Origin of the sequence: Embleya sp. NBC_00888, from assembly GCF_045207655.1 — a bacterium.
Lineage (GTDB): Bacteria > Actinomycetota > Actinomycetes > Streptomycetales > Streptomycetaceae > Embleya.
Genome location: NZ_CP108784.1, coordinates 4,720,554 through 4,744,250, shown reverse-complemented (window position 1 = coordinate 4,744,250; position 23,697 = coordinate 4,720,554). Strand labels below are relative to the sequence as shown.

Genomic DNA, 23,697 nt, shown 5'->3' with positions numbered 1-23,697 from the left:
CGACCACCCGGGCGTCGGCGCACGATGCGGGCGCCACCCGGTGCGGGCCGATCGAGGGCACGGCCCTCGCCGGTGTCAGCCGTAGAACTGAAGGAAGTACATCCCTCGACGATATCCCGAGCACTCGGCACCGACCAACCGACTTTCCGGATCGCACAGCCCTGGGGCCTTTGCCGGGTGGGCGGCCGTCCGGGTCACGCGGGCCGGACGTGCAGATCCGTCCCGGTCGTCCCCGGCACCTCGACACCCGGCAGCAGCCGCATGTCGTGGTCGTAGTCGCCGCCGACCAACGACCGGAACGCGACCGGCTCGTCGGTGAAGAGTCCTTCGAGGCGTCGGCCGTACTCCAGCTTCGCCGCCTCGAACCGCTCCTTCGACACGTCGTGCGCGCCGAACACCGCGAACGGTTCCAGCGGCGTCATGCCGGCGAACCAGAACAGGCCGTGCTGCACCGGGTACAGCAGATCCGCCAACCGCCCATGGATACCGCGGTCGGAAAACGCCGACTCCCGGGCACCGGCCGTCACCGACACCAGCGCACGCCGCCCGGCCAGCGCGCCTTCGCTGTACGGCGGCGGGACCGCCGGGCCGTAGCCGAATCCGGCGGTGAACACCCGGTCGATCCAGCCCTTCATGATCGCGGGCACCGAGAACCACCACATCGGGAACTGCAGGATCACCGCGTCCGACCAGCGCACCTTCTCCTGCTCGGCGGCGATGTCCGCCGCCAAGAGCCCGGCCAGCGTGGCCTGCTCCGAGTCGGCCATCACCGCGAACCGTTGTTCCGGGTCCCGGCTCGGGAAGTCCTCGGCGTCCACACTCGCCTTCCACTTCATCGCGTAGAGGTCCGACACCCGCACCTCGTGACCCGCGGCGCGCAGTTCGTCGACCGCGAAGGCGGCCAAGGCGGCGTTGAGCGACCGGGGTTCCGGGTGGGCGCTGACGACGAGGATCTTCTTCGGCTTCTCGGTCCGGCCGGCCCGGCCGGGCTGCTGCCGCTGCTGCGACTGCGACGTGGTTTCGGTCATGACGCAACGCTCTCCCGGACGCGCCGGGGCAACCAGTACCCGGTTCAACCGGTGGAATGGCGTTCCTGGTATTCCGAGGACCAGGAACGGGGCCGACCGCACGGCACGACACGGCACGGGGCAAGACGCGGTGCGGGTGCGTCGGGCCACACACGCACCGCCCGAGCGCCGCGAGGGCCACGCATACTGGACCACATGAACGGCGTGAACCGCACCGAGCGCACCGACGACATCGAGAACCGCACCTCGGGGGGCGTCGACGGCGTCGGCGAAACCCGGCGCGCGCTCGGCGGCTTCCTGCGCGCTCGCCGCGAGCGGATCTCCCCGGAGAACGTCGGACTCGTCGGCGGCGGTCGGCGGCGGGTACGCGGGCTGCGCCGCGAGGAGCTGGCCCAGCTCGCCGGGATCAGCGTGGACTACTACGTCCGGCTCGAACAGGGTCGGGCCACCCAGCCCTCCCCCGAGGTGCTGGACGCGCTCGCCAGGGCGCTCGGACTCGACGCGGCCGAGCGCCGGCACCTCACCACGCTGACCGCCGCCAGGCGCGAACCCGCGCCCGCGACCCGGGTCAGCCCGCTGCTGCAACAGGTGCTGGACTCGATGGCCCGGCTGCCGGCCTTCGTGACGAACCATCGCCTCGACGTGGTGGCCTGGAACGACCTGGGCGCCGAGCTGGTCGGCGGCCTGGCCGACCCGGGGCGCCGGGATCCGAACAACGCCCGGTATTTCTTCCTCGACCCCGGCTCCCGAGTCGTCTTCCCCGAGTGGGAGGAGCGGGCGGGCGACGCGGTGGGCCAGCTCCGAGTCGCCGCCGGGCTCTACCCGGGCGATCCGGAACTGGCCGAGCTGATCACCGAACTGTCCGCGCACAGCGCCGACTTCCGGCGGATCTGGGCGACCGGCAAGGTGCTGATGTGCTCGGCGGGCCGCAAGCAGGTGCGACACCCGCGGGTCGGCCTGATGCACTTGGACTACGAAACGTTGCGGGTACCCGTCCCGTCCGGCGAGACCGGCCTCGAAATCCACATCTTCTGCGCCCCCGAACACAGCCCGGACGCCCGGGCCCTCGCCGAACTGGCCACGATCACGGCATCGGCATCGGCATCAGCCGAAGACGCGACACCCACGACGGAGGCGCTCAGCCCTTCGATCGGGTGAAGCGCACGAACCGGCCGACCGTACGCCCGCCCATCCGCGCCGCCACCCGCACCGCCGGTCCGTCTCGGCTCACCCGTCGAGGATCTCCGTGTTCTGGCAGGCGACCAAGAGCCGGCGTCCCGCCTCCTTCGCCATGACGTAGAGCGGCGTGCCCGGGTTCCCGATCGGCCGACCGTCGAGCGTCAGGTACTGGGCGTGCACCTTGACCGCGGCGACGTCGGGGCGGATGAACAGCACGTCCACCACCTCGTACGTCGCCGTCGAGTCCCGCATCGCTCCGGGGAGCACCCGGTGCGTGAAATCCGAAATCTCGCGACCAGCCTGCAACTTCAACCGAACTTGAGATCAAGAGGCCGCAGGACCGACCGGTTCCACGTCCACCGCGTCCTGCTTTCGAGGCGAGGGGGCGTGCTTGGCCGCGTAGCGGCGGGCCTTGGTGCGGTTTCCGCAGACGCGCATCGAGCACCAGCGTCGGCTGCGGTTCTTGGACACGTCCCAGAACACCCACGCGCAAGCGTGCTCCGGGCAGCGCTTGAGCCGGGTCGACTCACCGGTGCCGACCAGGTCGCCCCAGGCGATCGCGAGTCGGGCCAACGCCCTTTCCACCGGTGGCAGTTCCGGACTCGGTACGAAGCGCCCGGGTTGCTCGCCGGTACCCAACTCGAACACCACCGGCAGGGCGCGCAGCACCTCGTCGGCCTGCCGGAGCGACTGCGGATCGGGCACGTCGCCGACCGGTACGCCGAGCCTCTCGCGCAGGCCGGCGCGCAGTCGTAGCGCCGCGTCGAGGTCCGCCGGGCCGAGCCCGGCACGGGGGTCGAGCAGTTCCCAGGCGACCAGCCACGCGCCGAGTCGGGACGGCGTGACCAGTTCGTCCGTACCGAGTTCGACGTCGACGGTGTTCACGAATGCCTGGATCAGCACTGCCGAAGCGGGCGCTTCGAGCATCGGAGCCTCCATGGTGCGCGTCGGGTCCGGTCGGGTCGGGCCGCGTTCGCGGCGCGTCGCGACCTCGGTGCGGTCCGCACACCAGTCTACCCCGCGCTAACCGGCTATCGATTTCACCGGTTGACGTGTCGCGCGTGCCGATGTCACGATCGACGCGGCGCACTAACCGGTGAACGCCTTTGGGTAGTTAGGACATGCGATGGCCCCGCAGAACGTCCGAACCGAGCCGACCGCCCCTAAACGCGAGCGAGACCGCGACCGGCCGGCTCCTGCGAAGCCGAAGCCCGAGCCGCAACCGAAGCCGGAGCCGAACCCGACGCCGAACCCGCCCGGCACCCGGAACACCGCCATCCTGCTGGCCTTCACCCTCGTCACCAACCTGGCGGACGGGATCACCAAGATCGCGCTGCCGGTGCTGGCCACCCGCAGTACCGATTCCCCGGCGCTGATCTCCCTGGTCTCGCTGACCCTGACTCTGCCGTGGCTGCTGTTCGCGCTGCCCGTCGGCGTGCTGGTGGACCGCGCCGATCGGCGCAGGTTGTTGTGGCTGGCCGACGGGCTGCGTCTGCTCGCCATCGGCGGGCTGATCACGATCGTGCTCGCCGGCCGGGTCACCGTCGCCGTGCTCGCGATCGGCGGGCTGGTCCTGGGCGTGGCCGAGGTGATCGCGCTGACCTCGACCTCGGCGCTGATCCCGGCGATCGTGCCGCGCGCGGACCGGGAACGCGCCAACGCGCTGATCACCGGTGTCGAGACGGCCGCCAACGAGTTCGCCGGACCGTTCGTGGGCGGCCTGTTGCTCGCCGCCGGCACCGGCCTCGCGCTCGGTGCGACCTGGGTCGCCTACCTCGCCGCGAGCCTGCTGCTGCTCCTGCTCACCGGCCGCTTCCGGGCCGTACGCCGGGCCGATCCGGGCGGAGACGGCGCTGCGGGCGAGGCGTGGACCGGTACGCCCGGAGCCGGTGTCGCCGCCGAGTCCATCGGTCGGCAGATCGGCGCCGGTCTGCGCTTCCTCTGGCGCGATCGCCTGCTGCGCACGATGTCGCTCATCCTCACCGTGCTGTTCGCGAGCTGGGGCGCCTGGCTGGCCCTGATGCCGCTGGTCGCGCACGACCTGATGCATCTGTCCGCCCGCGAGTACGGGGTCGTGCTGAGCGCGCTGGGCGTCGGCGGCCTGCTCGGCGCGGTGCTCGTCGGCCGGCTCAATCGCCTGATCGGCCACCGTCGGGTGCTGCTCGCCGACCTGATCGGCACCGTCGCGATGATGGCGGTGCCGGCGGTGACCACCGACCTGTGGGCGGTGGCCGGCGCGGCCTTCGTCGGCGGCATGGGCGGCACGCTGTGGTCGGTGAACTACCGGCTGATCGGTCAGAACCTGGTGCCCGAGCACATGATGGGCCGGTACAGCGGCGCCTCCCGGCTGCTCGGCTGGGGCGCGCTGCCGGTCGGCGCGGGCCTGATCGGCGTCCTCGCGCAGTGGTTCGGGGTACGCGCCGCGTTTCTGGTGTTCGCGCTCGCCGCGGCGGCGACGATCCCGGTGTTCCTGATCGCCGTCACCGAGGAGCGGTTGGCTCCCGCGCTGCGCATGCCCGATTCGGCCGACGCCGGGTGACGCCGGGTGCGGGTGACGCCCGGTGCGGGTGACGCCGCGAGCCGGCCGGACCCGGCCGATCCGCGAAACACCCGCCGCGCGGCGGTCCCGGCCGAGCTCCTCTACCCCCGCGCCGGCGGCTCCGGCCACATCCGGCCGGTCGGCGTGTCGGGCCCGTCCACCACGGCGGTGATCGCCCGCAGGTTCGCCGCGAACGCCTCGACCCGATCGGCGCCGATCGTCCGGGCGATCAGGTCGTCGGCCTGCTTCACCAGCCGGCGTCCCTTCGCGACGCCGGCGCTGCCCGGTTCGGTCAGTTCGAGCAGGACCACCCGCTTGTGCACCGGGTGCGGTCGACGCACGATCCAGCCCACCCGTTCCAGCGCGGTCATCGCGGTGGTCACGCTCTGCGGGGTGATGTGGTGCGCGCGGGCCAGGTCGGCGGCGGACATCGCGCCGTTCTCGTCGAGCCGACCGGCCAGGCCGAGCTGATTGATCGAGACGCCCATGTCCTCGAGTTGCTCGTTGAGCAGCCGCTGCACGGACTGCTGAGCGCGCCAGAGCAGATGCGGCAATTGCTCGCTCCACGCGGCTTCGGCGACTTCGCGGTGAGCGGACATCGCGCGTTTCCCTTCTCCGAATGGCCCGGGTACGCACCTCGCGGGTGCCCGGGTACGCACCTCGCGGGTGCCCGAGTACGCACCTCGCCGGCGCCTCGATCCCGTCACCGTAGGGCACGCCGGCAGGCGGCTCGGCATGTGACATCTTCGCAGTCGCCGAACATCATGACAGTCCGCATGCATGTTCTAAGTCTTCTGATAACTTAACAGTCTTCGAATAACTTGGAAGGCTGTCCCCTCATGTCGACGACCCCCCAGCCCGCCGGTCCGTCCGCCGCTTCGTCGGCCGCCCCGTCGGCCGCGAGTTCGCCGCCGACCTCGGCCGTGGCCCGCCCCGCGCTCACCGTCGTGCTCGCCTGCCTGGGCGTGTTCGCCTCGTACGTGCCGATCGGCGGGGTGGCGGTGTCCCTGCCCACCATCGCGCGCGGGTTGCACGCGTCCACGAGCGACCTCCAGTGGATCAGCGACATCTTCATCCTGCCGATGGCGGCACTGATCCTGACCTTCGGCCTGATCGGCGACCTGTACGGGCGCAAAAAGGCGTTCCTGGCCGGCCTCGCCCTGCTCGCGATCGGCTCGGCCACCAACCTCACCGCGCACAGCGTCGCCCAGGTCTGGGTGGGCCAGGCGCTCTCCGGCGCGGGCGGCGCGGCCCTGCTCACCTCCAGCCTGGCCCTGATCAGCCACGCCTATCCGGACTTCCGGGCCCGCGCCAAGGCCATCTCCGCGTGGGCCGCGTCCCTGGGCCTGGGCATGTCGCTGGGCCCGCTGCTGAGCGGGATCATCCTCGAACACGCCTCGTGGCGCTGGATCTTCGCGCCGATCGTGCTGGTGTGCCTGATCGGTGTCGTGGTCGCGGCGATCCTCCTGGAGGACTCCCGGTCGCCGCACGGCCGGGCGATCGACGTCCCGGGCCAGATCGCCGCGATCATCGCGATCACCGGCCTGATCTACGGCGTGATCGAGGGCGGCACGATCGGCTGGACCGACGGCCCGGTCCTGGCCGCGTTCGCGCTCGCGGTGCTGGGCCTGGCCGCGTTCATCGTGATCGAGCACCGCTCGGCGACCCCGATGTTGTCGCTCAGGCTGTTCTCCTCGCGCGCGTTCACCGGCGCCGGTGTGGTCACCATGCTCACCATGTTCGGCCTGGTCGGGATCGTCTTCTCGCTCAGCCTGTTCTTCGGCAACGTCCAGCGGCTGAGCGCGCTCGAGATCGCCTACCGGTTCCTGCTCATCAACGGGCTCACCGTGGTGATCGGCCCGATCGTCGGCCGGTTGATGGGCCGGATCGCCTCCGGCGCCCTGCTCACCGCCGGCCTGGTGATCACCGGCATCGGCATGCTGACCCTGAACACCCTGGAACCGGACACCGGATTCGCCGCGCTGGTCGGACCGCTCGCGGTGATCGGGGTGGGCTTCGCGTTCGTGATGACGCCGATCACCTCGGTCGCGGTGAGCAGCGTGCCGCACCACCTGGCGGGCATGGCCAGTGCGGGCAACAACACCCTGCGCCAACTCGGCGGCGCGCTCGGCCCGGCCGTCCTGGGCGTGGTGCTGACCAGCCGGATCGTCGCGGTCCTGCCGGACCATCTGGCCGGCTCGGGCCTGTCCGCCGCCGACCGCGACCACGTCGACGCGGCGGTCTCCGCCGACGGCGTCTCGGCGGCCGGCCATCTGGGCCTGGCCCCCGAGGCCACCGGAAAAGCACTGTCCGCCGTCGGCGAGAGCTTCACGGACGCGCTGCACCTGTGCATGACCATCGCGGGCGTGGGGATGTTCGTGGCCGCCGCGGTCACCGTGCTGATGATCGGTGTGCGCCGGCCCAAGCACCCGGGCGGCGCGACCGCGCGGCACGTACCCGCACCCGCGACCGCCACCACCGCCACGCTCTCGACCTCCACGTCGGCGTGACGCGGTGCCGCTCGCCGATCCATACGCTCGGCGAGCGGCACCGTGCCCGAAACCCCGCGGCCGGGGCCTAGGCCCTGTCCGGCGGATCCCGGTGGGTCCGCCAAGATCCGCCGGACAGGGCCCAGCCGACCGACACCCGTGCCCGCCCGCGCAGTCCGAACGTGGTGACCACCGCACCGAGCAGCACCCCCACCAGCGGCACGAGCAACGCCGTCCGGAAGCCGTCCAGTTCCGAGCCGGCCGCCCCGGCCAGCACCGCCGTCACGGTGGACAGGCCCAGCGCCGCGCCGAACTGGAAGGCGGTGTACAGCAGTCCGCCGGCCAGACCCTGCTCGTCCTCGTCGATGCCGTCCGTCGCGGTGATCGTGAGCGGCCCGTACGCCAGCGAGAAGGCGAGCCCGAGCAACAACATCGTCGGGAACATCGCCGCGTACGAGGTGTCCGCGTCGATCGACAGGAACAGCGCGTACGCGAGCGCGGCCAGCAACATCCCGCCCAGGATCACCCGCAGGTTGCCGAACCGGTCGACCAGCCGCGGCGTCACCGTCGGCGCGAGTACCGCGTCCACGCCCACCGCCAGCAGCGCGAAGCTGGTCTCCAGGGTCGACCAGCCGCGTACCTCCTGGAGGTAGAACACCGCGACGAACTGGAAGCCGAAGAACGAGCCCGCGAACAACATCGCGCCCAGGTTGGCTCGCACCAGCGCGCCCGAGCGCAGGATGCCGAGCCGGACCAGCGGCGTGCCGGCCCGCCGTTCGGCGGCCACGAACGCGACCAGCAGGGCGATCCCACCCGCGAAGACCGCGATCGTCCAGCCCCAGCCGTGCGCCGGATGCTCCAGCCGGACCACGCCGTACACCAGCAGCAACATCGAACCGGTCACACTGATCGCGCCCGCGACGTCGAAGCCCTGACCGTTGCGCTCGGGTCGGCCGTCCTTGGGGATCAGCGCCGACGCCACGACCAGGATCACCGCGGCCAGCACGACCGGGACGAAGAACACCAGACGCCAGTCGATCGCGGTCAACAGGCCGCCGATCACCAGGCCCAGCGAGAAGCCGCCCGCCGCGGTGCCCGCGTAGAACAGCAGCGCCCGATTGCGCTGCGGCCCCTCGGGGAAGCTCGTGGTGATGATGGCCAGACCGGCCGGAGTCATGAAGGCGGCCGAGGCGCCGGTCACGAAGCGCGCGACGATCAGCATCCAACCCTCGGTGGCGAACCCGCCCAGGCCGGAGAAGACCAGGAACACGGTCAACCAGAAGAGGAACATCCGCCGCCGGCCGAGCAGATCGGCGGTACGCCCGCCCAGGAGCATGAAACCGGCGTAGGCGAGCACGTACGCGCTCATCACCCAGCTCACCGCACCGGTGGACATGCCCAGGTCCTCGCGGATGGTCGGCAGCGCCACGTTGAGCATCGCGACGTCGATGCCCTCCAGGAAGATCGCGCCGCACAGCACGATCAACATGCCCCACGCGCGGGCGCCCATCCGTCCGGCGTCGTTCTCCGGCGGCGTGTGCGGTGCTCTCGGCGAGCCCGCCTCGCTCGGTGCCGGCTGGGAGGCGGGTGGGACGCCAGTGGCGGACGAGGCGGAAGCGGTGGACGAGGACGTGGATGCGGACATGCGGCAGCCCCTGGGGACGCTGGACACGGGTGAGGTGGCGTCGAGGCTCCGGGTGGTCGGTTATCCGAACGAACCCGGTTCCCTCTTGTAACCACCCCCATCCTTGGGCAGCATCGTCTCCCATGGAAGAAGGCACTTCGAAGGAACCGACCCTCTGCACGAGTAACCACGACTACGACGCGCATCAGTGGGACGTCCGCGAAGGGTGCGAGGTACGCCAGATCCTGGACCGGGTCGCCGACAAGTGGTCGCTCCTGGTGATCGCGATCCTGGAGAGCCGCACACTGCGCTTCACCGAGCTGCGCCGGGCGATCGACGGGATCAGCCAGCGCATGCTCACCGTGACACTGCGTCAGCTCGAACGCGACGGCCTGGTGCGGCGCACCGTGTACCCGGTGGTCCCGCCGCGGGTGGACTACGCGCTCACCCCGATGGGCACGACGCTGCACACCACGATCCGGTCCCTGATCACCTGGACCGAGGAGCACCAGGAACAGATCGCACGGGCCCGGGCCGAGTACGACGCACGCGCCGACGCCGACGCCGACGCCCGATTGGCCTCCGCCGGCCTGTGAACCGGACGCCGGCCGCTGCCGGACCGGTCAGAACCGCAGGCCGCGGGTGAGGATGTCCAGGTGGAGGTCGTACAACTCGACCAGGTCGTCGCCGCCGTCGTGATCCACCCAGTGCCGCATCACCGCGGTCGAGACCCCGATGATCGCGGCCGAGGCGCACCTGAGTTCCAGGTCGTCGGGGTCGCGGCCGGTGCGCTCGGCCAGCAGCGCGGTGATCCCGTCCTGGGTGCGCAGCAACTCGTCCATCGCTCGGGCGCGGAGCGCGGGGATCGTGAAGATCATCCGGTTCCGGTACAGGAGTTCGTCCCGATCGCTGGTGAACACGTGGGCCAGCGAATCGGTCAGCGCGTGTCGGATGGATGTCACGATCGGCTCGTCCGCGGGCCTGGCCGCCAGCGCGTCGCCGAACTCCGCGTCGTACTCGTCGGTGAGGACCACGTCCTCCTTGGTCGGGAAGTACCGGAAGAACGTGCTGCGGGAGACGTCCGCGGCGGCGGCGATCTCGTCGACGGTGGTCGCGTCGTAGCCGTGCTCGACGAACAGGCGGTAGGCCTCGCGCCGGATGCTCTGCCGGGTCTTGAGCTTCTTGCGCTCGCGCAGACCGGGGGCCGGGGCCGGCTGTGCGGTCGACGTCTCCTTGGGACTCATGCGAGCAATTCTCCGTGCCGCGGCGCCGGGGTCGGCAGTGTGGGTGCGGGCGTGTTCCGGCTCTCCCCGGGCAGGTAGGCCGCCGCGAGGGCGGCGGCGATCAGCGCGATCACGCCGCACACCACCAGCACCAGGTCCATGCCGTGGATGAACGCGTCGTGCGCGGAAGCCGACAGCACGGGGTCCTGTGTCCGCGCGGCCACCCCGTTGGCGCCGGAGAGCGAGTCCCGGGCCGCCTCGGCCGCCGGCTCCGCGAGTCCGGTCACCACGAGCCGGTCCAGGTAGCCCGCGCCGAGCACGCTGCCCAGTACGGCCACCCCGAGCACGCCGCCGACCTGCTGCACGGTCTCCAGCAGACTCGCGCCCGAGCCGGTGTTGCCCGTGGGCAGGGACCCCATCACCATGCTGGTCGCGGGCACCACGGCCATCCCGAAGCCGAGCCCGGCCAGGCCGAGCCACACGGCGGTGAACCCATATCCGTTCCCGGCGTCCGTGCCGGCACCGAGCAGCGCGCCGGCGCCGAGCAGCGCCAGCCCGACCGGGATCACCACGCGGGCGCCGAACCTGGGTACCAACGTCTCGCTCAGCGTGGCGGACACCAACAGCCCGCCGATCAACGGCAGCACACGCAATCCGGTGCCGAGGGCGTCGTTGCCGAGCACACCCTCCAGGTACTGCGGCACCACGAACAGGATGCCCATGACCGCGAAGTTGACGAACACCGCGATCAACGTGCCCCACCGGAACCGGGCGTTCGCGAACAGGCCGAGGTCGACCAGGGGATGCGCGAAGCGCCGCTGCCGCACCACGAAACCGACCAGCAGCACCGCGCCGGCGAGCAACGTGCCGAGCACCGGCGGGCTGCCCCATCCCTCGCGCGGCACCAGGATCGTTCCGTAGACGAGCGCGGTGATGCCCAGGGTGCTCGTCACCACCCCGATCAGGTCCAGTGGCGCGCGCTCGGCCGCCACCCGCTCCCGCTTCGGGTCGGTGGGCAGGAACACCGCGCTCACCACCAGGGCCAAGGCCACGACGGGGATGTTGAACAGGAAGATCGAGCCCCACCAGAAGTGGTTCAACAGCCAGCCGCCGACGACCGGCCCGATCGGCATTCCCAGCGCGGTCGCCGCGGTCCAGGTCGCCACCGCCTTCGGCACCTCCTCGGGCCCGAAGATCCGGGGCAGAATCGCCAACGAGAGCGGCATGATCATCGCCGCCCCGAGCCCGAGCACGGCCCGTACGGCGATCACCTGCCCGGTCGAATCGGCCCAGACCCCGGCGGCCGAGGCGAGTCCGAAGACCGCCATCCCGGCAAGCAGTACGCGCTTGAGCCCGTACCGGTCACCCAGCAACCCGATCGGCAACATCGCGGCCGACAGCGCGAGCAGGTAGCCGCCTCCGATCCACTGCAACTGCGCGCTGTCCGCGCCCAGTTCGTCGGAGAGCGTGGGCAGCGCGACGTTGATGATCGTGCCGTCGAGCCCAATGATCAGCGCGCTCAACACCAGGGCCGCGAGGGCCCACCAGCGACGCGGCGACAGCGGGGCGGGAGCGGGGGCGGGGGCGGGGGCGGGGGCGGGGGCGGGCTCGGTCATGACGATCTCCGGTCCTGTAGGCGACGTTCGCCATTAAGCCAGAGAAGAACCAGAGTATCAATAGAACCGCAGTTTCACTTTTTGCCATGCGATCGAGCGAGCGTCGGCCAAACGTCGTCATCCTTCGGCCGCGACCACCGGGGCTCCCTCCGGGTGGGCCGCGGCCACCGGGACTCCCTCCGGATGACCCGCGATCAGCGCGACGATGTTCTCCGAGAGGGTGCGCGCCGCTCGTCTGATCGCGGTGCCGGTCATGCCCGCGACATGGGGCGTGAGAATCGCGTTGGGAAGACCCGTCAGCGGTGAGGCGAACCGGCCGTGTTCGAGGGCGAAGACGTCGACCGCGGCGGCCGTCAGGGGTGCCTCGTCGTCACGGAGCGCCCGCGCCAACGCCTCCTCGTCCACGACGCCGCCACGACTGACGTTGACCAGGATCGCTCCCGGCCGCATCAGGCCGAGTTCCCGGTCCCCGATCAAATCCCTCGTCGCCTCGGAGAGCGGGCAGTGCAGGGAGATCACATCGGCGCCCGCGAGCAGTTCGTCGAGCGAGGCCGCGAACCCCATGCCGGCCTCCCGCGCCATGGCGGGAGTGAACCGCGGCGATCCGAACGCGATGACGCCCATGCCGAGCGCCCGGGCACGCCACGCGAGTTCCGCCCCACTCCGGCCCGGTCCGACGATCCCGAGCGTCAGATCGGCCAGTTCCGGCGGGAACGGCATCCGGGCGGGACGCCACCGGGCCCGATGGGCCTCCCGGTCGAGCGCGACGAGGTTCCTGGTCAGCGCGAAAATCATCGCCAGGGCGTGCTCCGCGACGGCGGCGGCATTCAATCCCGGCGTATGGGTCACCACAACGCCCCGCTCCCCGGCGGCGCGCTTGTCGATGTTGTCGGTACCGGCCCCCACCTGCCCGATCACCCGAAGCCGCCGATCCGACTCCGGACCGGTGGCAGCACACAGAAGCGACTCCCGCAGCGGCAGGTTCGCCCTGGTCTTGATCACATCGAAGCCGATGCCGTCCCCGACGACGGCATCGACAACCCGCGCCTCGTCGAACCCATCCACATCAAGAAACCCGACCCGCCCCGCCCACCGTCTGCGAATCTCGTCCCGGTCGGCCAGCCGCCACAGGTTGAGCGTCACCTCGAAACCCGCCCGCAGCAACGGCCCCAACTCGTCTGCGACGAACTCATCGGGCGCCGAGTCCAGGATCAGAATCCGGGCGACGGGCTTGACGGCCATATCCAGTGCCTTCCGTTCCGGAGGGGTTCGGACGGCCAGGCGCCTCGCCCCGTTCGAGCCGACCGACCGACGACCGGGCATCCCGACCCCTCGCACTACATCCCCGCAGGTCACGGCGTGTCCGGGGATACTCGCAGCATGTTCGATCCGATACCGGTACTCTGCCGGTGGGCAAAAGCGGATCACACCGCAACCACCCAACCGGGCCGTTAGCTCAATTGGCAGAGCAGCGGACTTTTAATCCGCCGCCCGGCGTTCGAGGAAAGCCCGCCGTGGCGCCACCAATCCTCATCTCAGCCGTCTGACCTGGGATTTTGCGCCACGTGCCTGACAGTGAAACGCTGGCGGTAGCGGTGCGGACGGCAATGTGAGGCCGATGTGAGGCCGGCGGTCCCATTGCCCTCGCGGGCAAAGCCACAGCCTCTCGCCGTCGCGGCCCGCCGGTGTCACGTTGTGTGAGACGACGAGGGCGATCGCGTCGTCGAATTTGCGGCCAGCGTGGACCTTTCCCCGCGCAACCGCGCGCCCCTCGCCCGGCAACCCGACCAAGTCGTGCTGGCGCCGCGACAGGCGCGGGGCAGTGCGATGAGGGGTGCGACGGCGATGACGCCGGCACTTGGGAGCCGAGCCAGAGCGTCGATGACGCCGCCCGCACCATGCCCCACACCCTGCGCACCCTCCAGGCCACCGACGAGACCACCGCCACGCTCACGATCCTGACCGCCCTGACCGGCAGGTCGCCCGGGTCGCGCGCCTGACTGTCCTGACCGGCTTCGACCGGGGCCTCGACGCCGCGGCCACCCGCACCGGCAATTGCGTCCGCGGCCTCCTCACCCAGTTCCCCCAGCCTTTGCATATGTCGCAGACGACATATATCGTCGGTCGAGTGGACACGCTCTTCACGATCGAGCTGGAGCCCGAGGTGCGGGACTGGCTGGAAACGCTTCCAACGAAGCACTTCCTCAAGGTCGACGAGTACGTCGGACTGCTAGCCGAACACGCCACCGCCCTCGGCGAACCGTACGCGAGACACCTCGGCGACGGCCTCAGGGAACTGCGCCCCACCCTGGACGGCGCCGCCATGCGCATCACCTACTGGCTCACCCCCGGCCGCACCGCCGTCCTGCTCACCGTCTTCCGCAAGACGCGGATGCGCGAGGAGGCCGAGGTCAAGCGCGCCAAGGTCGCGCAACAAACCTGCGAGGCCCACCACGGCCCAGCGCACGAGGAGTTCGTCCGCACCATCGAGGAAGGCGAGGCAGAGCGATGAACCACAGCCGCTGGAAGACCCTGCGCGAGCGCAAGCTCGCCGAAGGCTTCACCGAGCCCGCCGACGTGACCGAGGCCCGCCACGAGATCCGGCTGTCCATGGCCCTCGCCCAGGCCGTCTACGAACGGCGCAGCGCACTCGGCCTCACCCAGAGCGAACTGGCCGACCGCGCCGGGCTGACCCAGGCGAAGATCTCACGGATCGAAGGCTCCGACACCGTCCCGACACTGCCCCTCCTCGCGAAGCTGGCCAAAGCCATGGACGCCTCGCTCAACATCGCCCTGGACGACGACAACACCCAGGTGACCTTCACCGCACACCACAGCGACGTAGCCTGAAAATCGCAAGACCACACCCGGGCAGCGGCCTGACGGGTGGTCAGTGCCGAGTGCGAGGCTTCGACACCGCCGCTGCACGATGTGGCGGTGGCCGCGCTGCCCCGCCGCGCCACCTCATGCGCGTCAAGCCTGGGCGGGCGCTGCCAGCGGATGCACTGCGAAGGGCCGGTCACAACCTCAACTCACGGGTACCGCCGACATGATTCGTGCGCCTGGACCCGAACCGCGACGACGCCGCCGACCTGGTGCGCAACGCGGCGGCCCGGATCGACCCGTCGGCCTCGATCCTCACCCTGACCGCGACCACCGAGGATCGCATGTTCGCGAACATCCGCCGCGGGCTCCTCGCCGGGGCAACGCTGACGCTGGGCCTGGTCGCCGCCGGCATGCTCGTGTCGTCGCTGGAGCAGATGCGGGAACGACGGCGCCCGCTGGCCGCGCTCGGCGCCCCGCGCCGCATCATGGCACCAGGTGCGCACCCTGCAGGGCCGGAACCGAAGCCGCGCGGCTCGCGCGCCTTCGTGCAAGGTGGTGTACTCGCCGCGTTCCCGCACTCGGTCGGGAATGTTTCACATCGCATGGTTACCCAGTCCCTTCCGCTTCGTGGAGCGAAGGACGCACACGGGAACGCGGAGAACGGGACCGTGAGGGGTGGTCGATGCTCCTCCTCCGCCGTTTGTGCCAGTGGAGCTTCTCTCAGCCGCTGATCTGCGTGTGCCCGGATTCCCCGCCGATCGAGGACGAGTTCGCCGTCGGCAACTACGGATCGCACTTTCTCGGCGACGACACCGATCTCGCCGCGATCACCCGGGTCCGGTACGCGCTCGACAAGGACTCGGACCGGGAGGCCGGCACGGTCCGGGCGGCCGAGATCAGGTTCCCGTACGGCGGCGTGCTCTTCCTGGATCCCATGTACCACTGGGGCATCCGGCTCGAAGGCACAGGGGCCTACGACCGCTGGCTGACCTGGCAAAGGGAGGACACGCACATACGCGCCGCCTTCGGCCCGATCGAAGACCACACCTGGACCCCTTAGAGGGCCTGTACGGAGTTGTGATCAATCCTGTTCGCGAGCTGGTGGAACACTGGTGTGGCGCGACGTGAACTCGGCGATGACGAGTGGCAGTTGATCGAACCGTTCCTGCCGATGGGTGGTTTTGGGCCGTATCCGGAACGGTTGCGGGAGCAGTTCGAGGGTGTGGTGTGGCGGTTTCGCACCGGCAGTCAGTGGCGGGAGGTGCCGGCGGAGTTCGGGGCCTGGTCGACGGTGTACGACCGGTTTCGTCAGTGGCGTGACGCCGGTGTGTTCGCCGCGCTGATGGACGCGATGATCGCCGAGGCGGCCGGTCGGGGGCAGGTGGACATGTCCCTGGTGAGTGTGGACTCCACCGTCGTGCGCGCGCACCACGATGCGGCGGGCATGCGGGTGGGCGAGGAGGTCCTCGCGGCCCTGGAGGAGGCCGCCGGCCGGTCAAAGGGGGATCCCGGAAGGCGCAAAGGGAACATGACGCCCGGGACGACGACCCCCGGCGAGCACGCGGGTGCGTCTGGACTGTCTGGGAATCCTGGCCCGTGCGGGTGAGGTGGTCGTCGACCTTCCGATCGCCCGGCGATGCCCGAGTTGAGGGCGCCGGTCGGGTTCCGACAGCGCTCACACCTGTTGAGCCGGCTCGCTGCTCACGCCGAGCGTCCCGGGGCCGACCCCCGGCCGGCTCCGGCTGTTCGCGGTCGTCGGGGTGGTCCTGGACACCGGCGCCTGGTGGAGGAGGCCTTGAGCGGCCAGCGATGGGAACCGCGTCTGTGACGCCGAACACGGGAGCGGCCAAGTGCCCGAGGCGCCTCGTCGACTATTGCGCGGCCTGGGCGGTCGGCGCCGGCGTCGCGCCGGCCGGCGCCGCCCGTTCCCGTTCCCGGTGGCCTCGGGGGATGGGCCGTCGGGTGTGGTGTGAACCGGCGACGGGGGGACGTCGGACCTCCACAGTCGGCACAACGAGCGATGCGGCCTCCGGTGACGCGCACGCGCCGCCGACCCGATGAGCGCGGCATCGGGCCGTCCCCACCCGAGGACCGGTGCCGCACTCACCCTCTCCCGCCGGTGCTCCACCGTGGACCTCGTGTCGGGGCGGGCAGGTAGTGTCCGCGGCCACCGAACGCCTTTCCTCCCCGACAGGTGTCTGGTGGTTGCAGTCGGCCTCCCACACGCGGCACCCCCCTTCGGGACGGCGGGCCGCTCCACGTCGCTGCGCGGCCCACGCGGGGGTGGGGCCGTGCAGCGACCGGCCGCGCCCTTCGGTGCGTCTCGGCGGGGGGAGGCCCTCGGCAATCCCCACGAGGGCGAACCGCGCCCGACAAGCACCAGACGCCAGGTCGCGCAAGACTGCGCCGTCAACGCACAGTAACCGTGCTGTGGGGCCCGAAAAGGCCATTTGTGAGCCCGGTGTGAGCCCGGATCTCCACGAGCATGCCGATCCGAGCCGGATTTTTACCCCCTCACGCGGATTTCCCGAGCAGCGCAAGGCCCAGGCGTGACAGCATGCCCTGGTCGAATTGTCTTGTTCATGCCCCCCAATGCCGCCGTGTCGACGCACCTGCGCCGAGACCCCCGAGTCTCATCTGCGCAGGTCACGGCGTGTCCGGGGATACTCGCAACATGTTCGATCCGATACCGGTACTCTGCCGGTGGGCAAAAGCGGTTCAGCCGCCGACGCCCAACCGGGCCGTTAGCTCAATTGGCAGAGCAGCGGACTTTTAATCCGCGGGTTCAGGGTTCGATCCCCTGACGGCCCACCGCGCAACACCGCTCCACCGCCGGTCAGGGCCGGTCTGATGACCCTGACTCGCGTGGGGTCATCGGGCCTTGAACACATCGCCGGCGATCTTGCGGTTCGCCGCCTCGACCTTGGCCTAGTTCTTCGGGACGTACGCGGTGCCGTCCCCGGCGCTGATGCCTACCAGCGAGGCCCCTGCTCGGCCGGCCGCTCACCACCGAGGAGGCCGACGTCCTTGCCCGGGTTGCCCGCGGCTGGTCGGCCGGGCGGATCGCCCGCGCGCTTTACGTGTCGCCGGAGGCGGTGAAGAACCGGCTGTGGAACACCTGCGCGAAGTTGGGCGCGGCCAACGCCGCGCACGCGGGCGCCCTGGCGGCGGCTAGGGGGTCACTGGCCGAGCACCGACTGCTGGAACAAGCCGAAAGACACTTGCGATGCGAGCGGTGCGACATGCGTCCCGAGCGCGACTGCGACATCGCGCGTCTGCGCACTCGCATCCGCATGCAACTCGGCGCCGCGGCGTGACGGCCGACGAGACGTACGATCGGCCGGCATGCGTCGTCTGCACACGACGGCTGCGCGTGGAAGAGAACGCTCGGCAGGCGTGCCGCTGGTGCGAACGGCGCCTCGACGAGGACCTGGCCGAGCTGCCTGATCTGTACCCGCGGCTCGCGGACGTCCTGGAGCCGGGCACCGGCGCGCCCGGCCCGGCGATCTTGGGGACCAGGACGCCGCCGCGTCACGATCGGCGCGCGCCCGGCCCAGGTCGGCAAGGACGGCGACGGCAACGCGATCATGTGCGCGCGGGCGCTGCGGGTCGATCCCTAGGCCCATGCCGTGCGTTGCCGCTGCGGCACGCAGTGGGGGCGCGGCCGGTGGCGGCTGCTGGGGGAAACGCTGCGGGAGGGCAGCTAGGTCGCTACCCTCCCTGCGCGGCACGCTCTACTCGGACGAGTCGGTGGAGTTTGCCTTTGCCCAGGCACGACGTGTGTTGTGCCAAGACTCGATCAAGCGCGGGAGACGATCGAGGATGCTCTGAAGGCCATAGATGGCAGCTGAAACTGTTGCGACAACCAGCATGATCAAGGTCATCGGTGCGAGGCTCCGTGTCTACTGGAGGCAGTCGGACCGATGCATGCGGACAGCCTCAGCCCGACCACGAACGAGATGTGGTCTGGACTGAGTTCCGCCGACTGATGACAACTCAGTTGTGGATTATGAAAAGGCGCTGCTCACACCTTCCCGACATCTGTGAACCGCTGGTGTCCCACGCTCGCCGTAAGGTTTCACGTCCTGCCGTCGGCGCAGGCCGCAACTCTTATACGACGCCTCGACCGGCTGACATTTAGGACAGCCCTGTCGAAGGTGTATTTAGCGAAGAACTCCCTTATTATACACGGGACTTAATGCCGATCGCTACCCAATCAAGCCGTCCTGCATGCGCGGCCGTAGCGCACCAGGTGGGCAACGACGACCGCAGAAACCGAGCGGCGCTCGGCGGCAGCGCGCTCCGCTGCGGCGAGCCAGATTCCCTCGGGCACACGGATGTGCCGCTTCGGCCCGCCGGCAGCCGCCACGCGACCGACGCCGCCTTTGCCCCCCGCGTATCGGCGGAGATGGTCCACGATGACGTCGGTCATCGTGACTCCGTCCGCCACGGATCGCCGGACGGCCGGGTCCCAGATGTCGTCAGCCACGCGTACGTGGTGCCCTCGCGTCTCGCCTGTTGCCGGTCTCGCCAACGCACCAGCCCTCACCGATCGTGTACACACAGAAACCTGCCACTACCTGCCCAAATAGGGTTGCATTGCAAACCAGGCGGGAATCATTTGTCCACACACAGGAGGCGTGGTCGCGGGCCATGTCCGGCCCCATGTTCAACTCGCGCGGCCGGACGTTCCTCGTCGAGTGCCACGAGTGTGCGTGGCCGCAGGGGCGGGCCGCGGCGTGAAGGAACCCGACGACCTGTTCGGTGCCGCGCTGCTCGCGCGGCACTGCGGCGTCGCGGTCGGCACGATGTATCGGTGGCAAGCGAGAATGCGTGGCCGCGCTGGGGTACCGCCGGGCGATGGCTGTACGGCCTCACCGACGCGCAGGTGTCCTACGACGCCAGACGCTCGGCGGACACGATCGGGTCCAACCCTTGATGCCCTGGACTGCGGCGAAGAAGCTGGACTCACATTGGTGCACTACGTCCTCGGGGCTGGTGCACCGTTCTCGTTCCGGCGGAAGAGGAACCATCCTTCGGGTTGGCCCTCGCTCTGGCCCTGCACGAACGACATCTGGTCCAATCTCCACCCCTCCGCCTCGACAGCGACGATGCCGTCGGAGAACTTCCGCGCCTCCCCGGTCATGCGGAGCATGTACACCGACTGCCCCTGCTCCGCCGCCGCGCGGGCCTCGTCACCGAGTGCCTGTGCATGCATCAGCTTTATCTGCTGCACGGCAGTGTTGAGCTTCTCCGTGAACCGGCCCATGGCTGGCCTCCAAGTCGTAGACGCCGGGGTGCCCAGCATGGCCGAGGCGTGGGTGGGAAGCACGCGTCGCGAGCGACTGCCGTCCGGGCACCCGGTCAGCACTGCGCGGCTGATGGATCTCACCGCGCGGGCATCGTCCAGCCATCAGTCCTGAGCCGATACACCACTGGGTGTCTCACCGCTGCGGCAACGCCGCTGCCGCCGGACGACGATCTGTGCGATTGGGGATGGATCCAGGCGATGGGGGATCCGGCTCCCAGCGGGTGACTCCCCCTCTCGCCCTTCGGCGGGACCGAAGGAATGCTGCGGCTCGCGGTGACTACGGCTCTGGAGGGGGCGGCCAGCCGACCGTCCAGGCGCCCGCAGGTACGCCGAACGACCCTTGCCAAGGGGTTCGAGCACCCTCAGGGCGGCCTGCGAGCCCTCAGCGAATCAACCCATGTAACGGCCCCACCTGCGCAAATGTAAGTAGAATCGAGGCATGGAGACCGCGTTCGGCGGCTGCGAGCAATGCGCCGGCGCAAGGCCCGCCGCGACGCGCGGTTCTGCGGTGGTACCTGCCGCGTGGCTGCACACCGGCCCCGAGCGGACGCGCCGCTTCTGGACTGCCGGGCGAGATGACGAGGCTCCGTCGGTGGGTTCGCCACTCGTCGACGAAGGTCCCGCTCACCGCCGAGGGGCGACCAGCAAGCAGCACGAACCCGGCGACTTGGTCCACGCTTGCCGAGGCGGAGCCATCGACCCGCGGTCGCGGGCTCGGCTTCGTCCCCGCAGGCGAGGGCATCGCGTGCATCGACATCGACCGGTGCATCGACGCTACGCGCGAACTCGCGCCGTGGGCCCAGCGCTTGGTCGAGACTGCCGGACCCACGTACGTCGAGTTCTCACCGTCCAGTCGCGGAATCCACATCTGGGGGCGCGGCGACCTGGAGCGAGGGCGGGTCGTCACTGTGGGGGGCATCGGTAACGCTGCCATGTACTCGACTGGTCGGTATATCACCGTCACTCGTCGAGCCTTGAGACATGCCCGATCGCGGCTCGTTCAACTTGACCCGCTGATCAATCGCCTGCTTCGGTGAGAAGGTGCCTTCATGATCTCGCCGATGCCGGATTTCGCGCCATTGGTCCTTGGTCAGCGCGATCTCCACGAGCAGGTTACGAACGACCGGCATCAGCGATGTAACGCCAGCCAGTAGTAAGAGAAAACCGCCGATAACGGCGGAAACAATGGCACCGATGGTGGCCAACCTGGGGCCTTCCTCCGCAGTAGCGTTGCTCACAAGGCGTGTGGAGTCTCGGATACGCAACATGTGGGCATGCGGGGTCGATTGCTTAAGGGAAGCTGCCGACCGCGAATAATTCCGGGCGGCTCGACACCTCTGCGGGTTGGCCGACTTCGAGGGCGCACTACCACGCTACCGAACCCCTGAACAGTTGGCGAGCAAGTGAATCCGCTCTACCTGTGGGCATAGGTGTCGATCATGGACCACGGACGACGTGCCACCCCATCCTCGAATAGACGTACGAGCGTGGCAACGTTCGCTTCCTGGGCTTAGGCCACCTCATCGGGTTCGCGACGGTGCTGATCAACGTCGCGACGGGGTGCGACACTTCGCGAACGGGACTGGCTGCGGAGTTCTCGCCACTTGTCCAGGGTCTTCGCGATCTCGTCCAACAAGTCGCGAACATGGGGAAGCAGTGCCTTGATGCCAAGGATGAAGGCTGTGACAACCACTCCGGCCGTCGTGATCCATGCAAGAACCGCTGCGCTGGTCACCGGGGCTCCAACTCCTGCTTGATGGCAGTCGAGTTGATTGCGGGCAGGCCCCATCAGCTCGACCACCAAGTTTCGATGGCGAACTGAGGTCCTGTCCGGACGGGCCGGGATCTCGTTGACTCGTTACATCATCACAACGGTTCTCTCAAGTACTGCAATTTGGAGCCATCGGGCCGTCCGGTCCGGATGGTCCAAGGGACCTGACTCTCTAGCCATGAAAGTCAAGTCCTCCTCTCTCGCTCGGCATCCTAGAGGATGCGACCCGTAGTTGCCCTTCCAGTTGAGTACTTGACCGAAAGGGAGCGTTCGCGCATGCCAGGCATCGGCCCTCCCCCGAAGAACCCGACGAAGCGCCGCCGCGCGAACGCCGATCTGATCCCGGCGCGCAAGCTCCCAGCCGACGACGAGCTTTGCGGCCCAGACCTGCCAGGTGATGCGTTCACGAACGGCGAGTCCTGGCACCCACGCACCGTCGTGTGGTGGGCTACGTGGCGTCGCTCTGCCCAAGCCCGAGAATTCTTGGCCACGGACTGGGATTTCCAAATCGATACCGCCCTGATGCACCACGCGATGTGGACCAAAAGACGATGGGAGTTTGCGAGCGAACTGCGGCTCCGTGCAGCCAAGTTCGGCGCGACGATCGAGGATCGCACGCGGCTCCGGAGGACCATCGAGGTCCCGGCCGACGAAGCCGTGACCGGCAAGCCGAGGCCGGACGCGACGCACGTGACGGACATCCGGTCGCGCCGGGCTCGCCTGACGAGCTGATCGCGCCGTGCCACGCACGCTGCTCTAGGCGCCGGGACACGACCGGACCCGCTCGCTGGGCTGGTTGGCCGTCGAGTGGATGGAGCATTTCGTCCTGCACGGCCCCGGCAACGTCCAGGGTAGGCCGGTGAGACACGGCGACGAGTACACCGGGTTTGTCGTCGACTGCTACGCGGTCGGCGACTCCCGCAGAACTACCACCTGCTCTACGACTCGGCGTTGCTCTCCCGACCGAAAGGCTGCGACAAGTCGGGACTCAGCTCCAGGCTCGCCCTCTTCGAGGCGCTCGGCCCGGCACCGTTCGCCGGCTGGGCCCGGGGCGGCGAGACGTACACCAACCCGTGGGGACTCGGGTACGAGTACACCTACGAGCCCGGCGAGCCGAGCGCTCGGCCGACGACGCGTTCCTGGTGCCGCTGCCGCTGTTCCACTCCTTCGGCAGTTGCGCTTCCACCGGCGGTGCGGTGGGGTCTGGGGAGGCCCGATTCGGCGACGTCCGACTCACCGGCGCACCCGGTGTTCGGCCTATCGCGGGGTCCTGGGTGGTGGGGTCAGGCCCAGGGAGCGGATGAGGTCGTGGATTTCGGTGCGGTAGATGCGGCCCGGGTCGGTGGTCTGGCCGCGTAGGTGGCCGTAGATCTCCAGGGACACCAGGCCGTGCAGCCGGCCCCACACTCGGAGGGCGAGGGCGACCGCGGTCGGCGGCAGGTCGGGGAACTCCGCGCGGACCAGGCCGACCAGCGTCGGGTCGAAGTCGGGCCAGTCGTACCTGTCCTCGGACTGCAACGCCTCGGCGGACGGCCACGCGGCGGCGACCAGGCCGGTGAGCCCGGCGCAGGCTCGATGTCCCGCCTCGGACGCGGCCCCGCCGACCGGTGCCTGATAGCCCGGTACGGGATCGCCGTAGATCAGTCGGAAGCCCTCCGGGTTGGCCAACGACCACTCCCGGAACGCCCGCGCCCAGGCCAGCATCCGACCCGCCGCGTCCTCGACCGGCACCCGGTCCCGAGCGGCTTCCGCGGCCTCCACCAGAGACAGGTAGATCTCGCTGATCAGCACGCTCACCAGGTCGTCCCGGGTCGCGTAGTAGCCGTAGATCGCGTTCGCGGTCATGCCCATCTCCCGGGCGATCGCGCGCAGCGTGATCGCGCCCGGGCCGCCCTCGGCCAGCAGCTTGAGCGCGATCGTCTTGATCTCGCGGGCGGTCTCCACCCGTAGCCGGGCCCGGCGGGTCGGCGTGCGTTCGTCCATGGCCATGACCGAACTCTACAGCGTTGCGATACTGCTCGACGTACTGTAACTATACGGCGTGTGGTAAATGCACGCCGCATAGTCCGGATCGCTCGGATCGCTCGGATC

General features: G+C 69.7%; 23 protein-coding genes, 1 tRNA gene and 2 pseudogenes. 13 read left to right on the top strand and 13 right to left on the bottom strand.

Annotated features, from left to right (window positions below; all coding sequences use genetic code 11):
- Positions 1-194: 194 nt before the first annotated feature.
- On the bottom strand, positions 195-1,028 hold the full coding sequence (locus OG948_RS19995) for an NAD(P)H-dependent oxidoreductase (protein ID WP_406297826.1): 834 nt from the start codon (positions 1,026-1,028) through the stop codon (positions 195-197).
- A gap of 195 nt (positions 1,029-1,223) precedes the next feature.
- On the opposite strand from OG948_RS19995, the gene OG948_RS19990 reads away from it, so the two are divergent.
- Positions 1,224-2,186, top strand: a complete 963-nt coding sequence (locus tag OG948_RS19990) for a helix-turn-helix transcriptional regulator (RefSeq protein WP_406297825.1) — start codon at positions 1,224-1,226, stop codon at positions 2,184-2,186.
- A 69-nt stretch (positions 2,187-2,255) separates the two neighbouring features.
- Here the strand turns inward: OG948_RS19990 and OG948_RS19985 are convergent, their stop codons facing one another.
- Together OG948_RS19985 and OG948_RS19980 are read right to left on the bottom strand one after the other, a co-directional pair.
- Positions 2,256-2,459 (bottom strand): hypothetical protein, encoded by a 204-nt coding sequence (locus tag OG948_RS19985; RefSeq protein WP_406297824.1) that lies wholly within the window; start codon positions 2,457-2,459, stop codon positions 2,256-2,258.
- Positions 2,460-2,531: 72 nt separating this feature from the next.
- Complete coding sequence (locus OG948_RS19980; protein ID WP_406297822.1) at positions 2,532-3,134, bottom strand: CGNR zinc finger domain-containing protein; 603 nt, start codon at positions 3,132-3,134, stop codon at positions 2,532-2,534.
- A 199-nt stretch (positions 3,135-3,333) separates the two neighbouring features.
- Between OG948_RS19980 and OG948_RS19975 the strand changes: the two genes are divergently transcribed.
- Entirely contained in the window at positions 3,334-4,746 is a 1,413-nt protein-coding gene (locus OG948_RS19975) for an MFS transporter (protein ID WP_406297821.1), read from the top strand.
- Between the two features lie 101 nt (positions 4,747-4,847).
- On the opposite strand, the gene OG948_RS19970 is transcribed toward OG948_RS19975, so the two are convergent.
- Entirely contained in the window at positions 4,848-5,345 is a 498-nt protein-coding gene (locus OG948_RS19970; RefSeq protein WP_406297820.1) for a MarR family winged helix-turn-helix transcriptional regulator, read from the bottom strand.
- Positions 5,346-5,585: 240 nt separating this feature from the next.
- Between OG948_RS19970 and OG948_RS19965 the strand changes: the two genes are divergently transcribed.
- Positions 5,586-7,256, top strand: coding sequence for an MFS transporter (locus OG948_RS19965; protein WP_406297819.1), 1,671 nt, complete (start codon positions 5,586-5,588; stop codon positions 7,254-7,256).
- Positions 7,257-7,323: 67 nt separating this feature from the next.
- Here OG948_RS19965 and OG948_RS19960 read toward each other — a convergent pair whose 3' ends face one another.
- A complete protein-coding gene (locus OG948_RS19960; protein ID WP_406300304.1) occupies positions 7,324-8,745 on the bottom strand; it encodes an MFS transporter in 1,422 nt (473 codons plus the stop codon).
- Between the two features lie 257 nt (positions 8,746-9,002).
- Between OG948_RS19960 and OG948_RS19955 the strand changes: the two genes are divergently transcribed.
- Positions 9,003-9,455 (top strand): winged helix-turn-helix transcriptional regulator, encoded by a 453-nt coding sequence (locus tag OG948_RS19955; protein ID WP_406297818.1) that lies wholly within the window; start codon positions 9,003-9,005, stop codon positions 9,453-9,455.
- A 27-nt stretch (positions 9,456-9,482) separates the two neighbouring features.
- Here OG948_RS19955 and OG948_RS19950 read toward each other — a convergent pair whose 3' ends face one another.
- The 3 genes from OG948_RS19950 to OG948_RS19940 all read right to left on the bottom strand — a co-directional run bounded on the left by OG948_RS19950 (position 9,483) and on the right by OG948_RS19940 (position 12,940).
- Positions 9,483-10,103, bottom strand: coding sequence for a TetR family transcriptional regulator (locus tag OG948_RS19950; protein ID WP_406297817.1), 621 nt, complete (start codon positions 10,101-10,103; stop codon positions 9,483-9,485).
- Positions 10,100-11,698: an MFS transporter gene (locus tag OG948_RS19945; RefSeq protein ID WP_406297816.1), complete on the bottom strand. Its 1,599-nt coding sequence runs from the start codon at positions 11,696-11,698 to the stop codon at positions 10,100-10,102. The genes OG948_RS19950 and OG948_RS19945 overlap by 4 nt, the downstream gene beginning before the upstream one ends.
- Positions 11,699-11,815: 117 nt before the next feature.
- Complete coding sequence (locus OG948_RS19940; protein WP_406297815.1) at positions 11,816-12,940, bottom strand: NAD(P)-dependent oxidoreductase; 1,125 nt, start codon at positions 12,938-12,940, stop codon at positions 11,816-11,818.
- A 635-nt stretch (positions 12,941-13,575) separates the two neighbouring features.
- Between OG948_RS19940 and OG948_RS19935 the strand changes: the two are divergent.
- From OG948_RS19935 to OG948_RS19905, 7 genes and pseudogenes are all read left to right on the top strand, one after another.
- Positions 13,576-13,781 (top strand): annotated as a pseudogene (locus tag OG948_RS19935) (hypothetical protein); the annotation flags it as partial.
- 45 nt (positions 13,782-13,826) lie between these two features.
- Positions 13,827-14,210: a type II toxin-antitoxin system RelE/ParE family toxin gene (locus OG948_RS19930; protein WP_406300303.1), complete on the top strand. Its 384-nt coding sequence runs from the start codon at positions 13,827-13,829 to the stop codon at positions 14,208-14,210.
- Positions 14,207-14,548 (top strand): helix-turn-helix domain-containing protein, encoded by a 342-nt coding sequence (locus OG948_RS19925; RefSeq protein WP_406297814.1) that lies wholly within the window; start codon positions 14,207-14,209, stop codon positions 14,546-14,548. Before OG948_RS19930 ends, OG948_RS19925 begins: the two co-directional genes overlap by 4 nt.
- A 658-nt stretch (positions 14,549-15,206) precedes the next feature.
- Positions 15,207-15,584, top strand: a complete 378-nt coding sequence (locus OG948_RS19920) for a hypothetical protein (protein ID WP_406297812.1) — start codon at positions 15,207-15,209, stop codon at positions 15,582-15,584.
- Positions 15,585-15,638: 54 nt separating this feature from the next.
- Positions 15,639-16,049 (top strand): annotated as a pseudogene (locus OG948_RS19915) (IS5 family transposase); the annotation flags it as partial.
- Positions 16,050-17,262: 1,213 nt separating this feature from the next.
- A tRNA-Lys gene (locus OG948_RS19910) sits at positions 17,263-17,335 on the top strand.
- A 176-nt stretch (positions 17,336-17,511) separates the two neighbouring features.
- Positions 17,512-17,841, top strand: coding sequence for a LuxR C-terminal-related transcriptional regulator (locus OG948_RS19905; RefSeq protein WP_406300302.1), 330 nt, complete (start codon positions 17,512-17,514; stop codon positions 17,839-17,841).
- An 899-nt stretch (positions 17,842-18,740) separates the two neighbouring features.
- Here OG948_RS19905 and OG948_RS19900 read toward each other — a convergent pair.
- Positions 18,741-18,956 (bottom strand): hypothetical protein, encoded by a 216-nt coding sequence (locus tag OG948_RS19900; RefSeq protein WP_406297811.1) that lies wholly within the window; start codon positions 18,954-18,956, stop codon positions 18,741-18,743.
- A 384-nt stretch (positions 18,957-19,340) separates the two neighbouring features.
- Here OG948_RS19900 and OG948_RS19895 point away from each other — a divergent pair, with 384 nt between their 5' ends.
- A complete protein-coding gene (locus OG948_RS19895) occupies positions 19,341-19,463 on the top strand; it encodes a hypothetical protein (RefSeq protein ID WP_406297810.1) in 123 nt (40 codons plus the stop codon).
- Positions 19,464-19,505: 42 nt separating this feature from the next.
- Here OG948_RS19895 and OG948_RS19890 read toward each other — a convergent pair whose 3' ends face one another.
- The 3 genes from OG948_RS19890 to OG948_RS19880 all read right to left on the bottom strand — a co-directional run bounded on the left by OG948_RS19890 (position 19,506) and on the right by OG948_RS19880 (position 21,636).
- On the bottom strand, positions 19,506-19,793 hold the full coding sequence (locus tag OG948_RS19890) for a hypothetical protein (protein WP_406297809.1): 288 nt from the start codon (positions 19,791-19,793) through the stop codon (positions 19,506-19,508).
- A gap of 884 nt (positions 19,794-20,677) precedes the next feature.
- Positions 20,678-21,040: a hypothetical protein gene (locus OG948_RS19885; RefSeq protein WP_406297808.1), complete on the bottom strand. Its 363-nt coding sequence runs from the start codon at positions 21,038-21,040 to the stop codon at positions 20,678-20,680.
- Between the two features lie 305 nt (positions 21,041-21,345).
- The gene (locus tag OG948_RS19880; RefSeq protein WP_406297807.1) at positions 21,346-21,636 is read right to left on the bottom strand and encodes a hypothetical protein; all 291 of its coding nucleotides are present in this window, start codon (positions 21,634-21,636) and stop codon (positions 21,346-21,348) included.
- Between the two features lie 246 nt (positions 21,637-21,882).
- Here OG948_RS19880 and OG948_RS19875 point away from each other — a divergent pair, with 246 nt between their 5' ends.
- Positions 21,883-22,338 (top strand): hypothetical protein, encoded by a 456-nt coding sequence (locus OG948_RS19875; protein WP_406297806.1) that lies wholly within the window; start codon positions 21,883-21,885, stop codon positions 22,336-22,338.
- A gap of 525 nt (positions 22,339-22,863) precedes the next feature.
- On the opposite strand, the gene OG948_RS19870 is transcribed toward OG948_RS19875, so the two are convergent.
- Positions 22,864-23,595, bottom strand: a complete 732-nt coding sequence (locus tag OG948_RS19870; RefSeq protein ID WP_406297805.1) for a TetR/AcrR family transcriptional regulator — start codon at positions 23,593-23,595, stop codon at positions 22,864-22,866.
- Positions 23,596-23,697 lie beyond the last annotated feature (102 nt).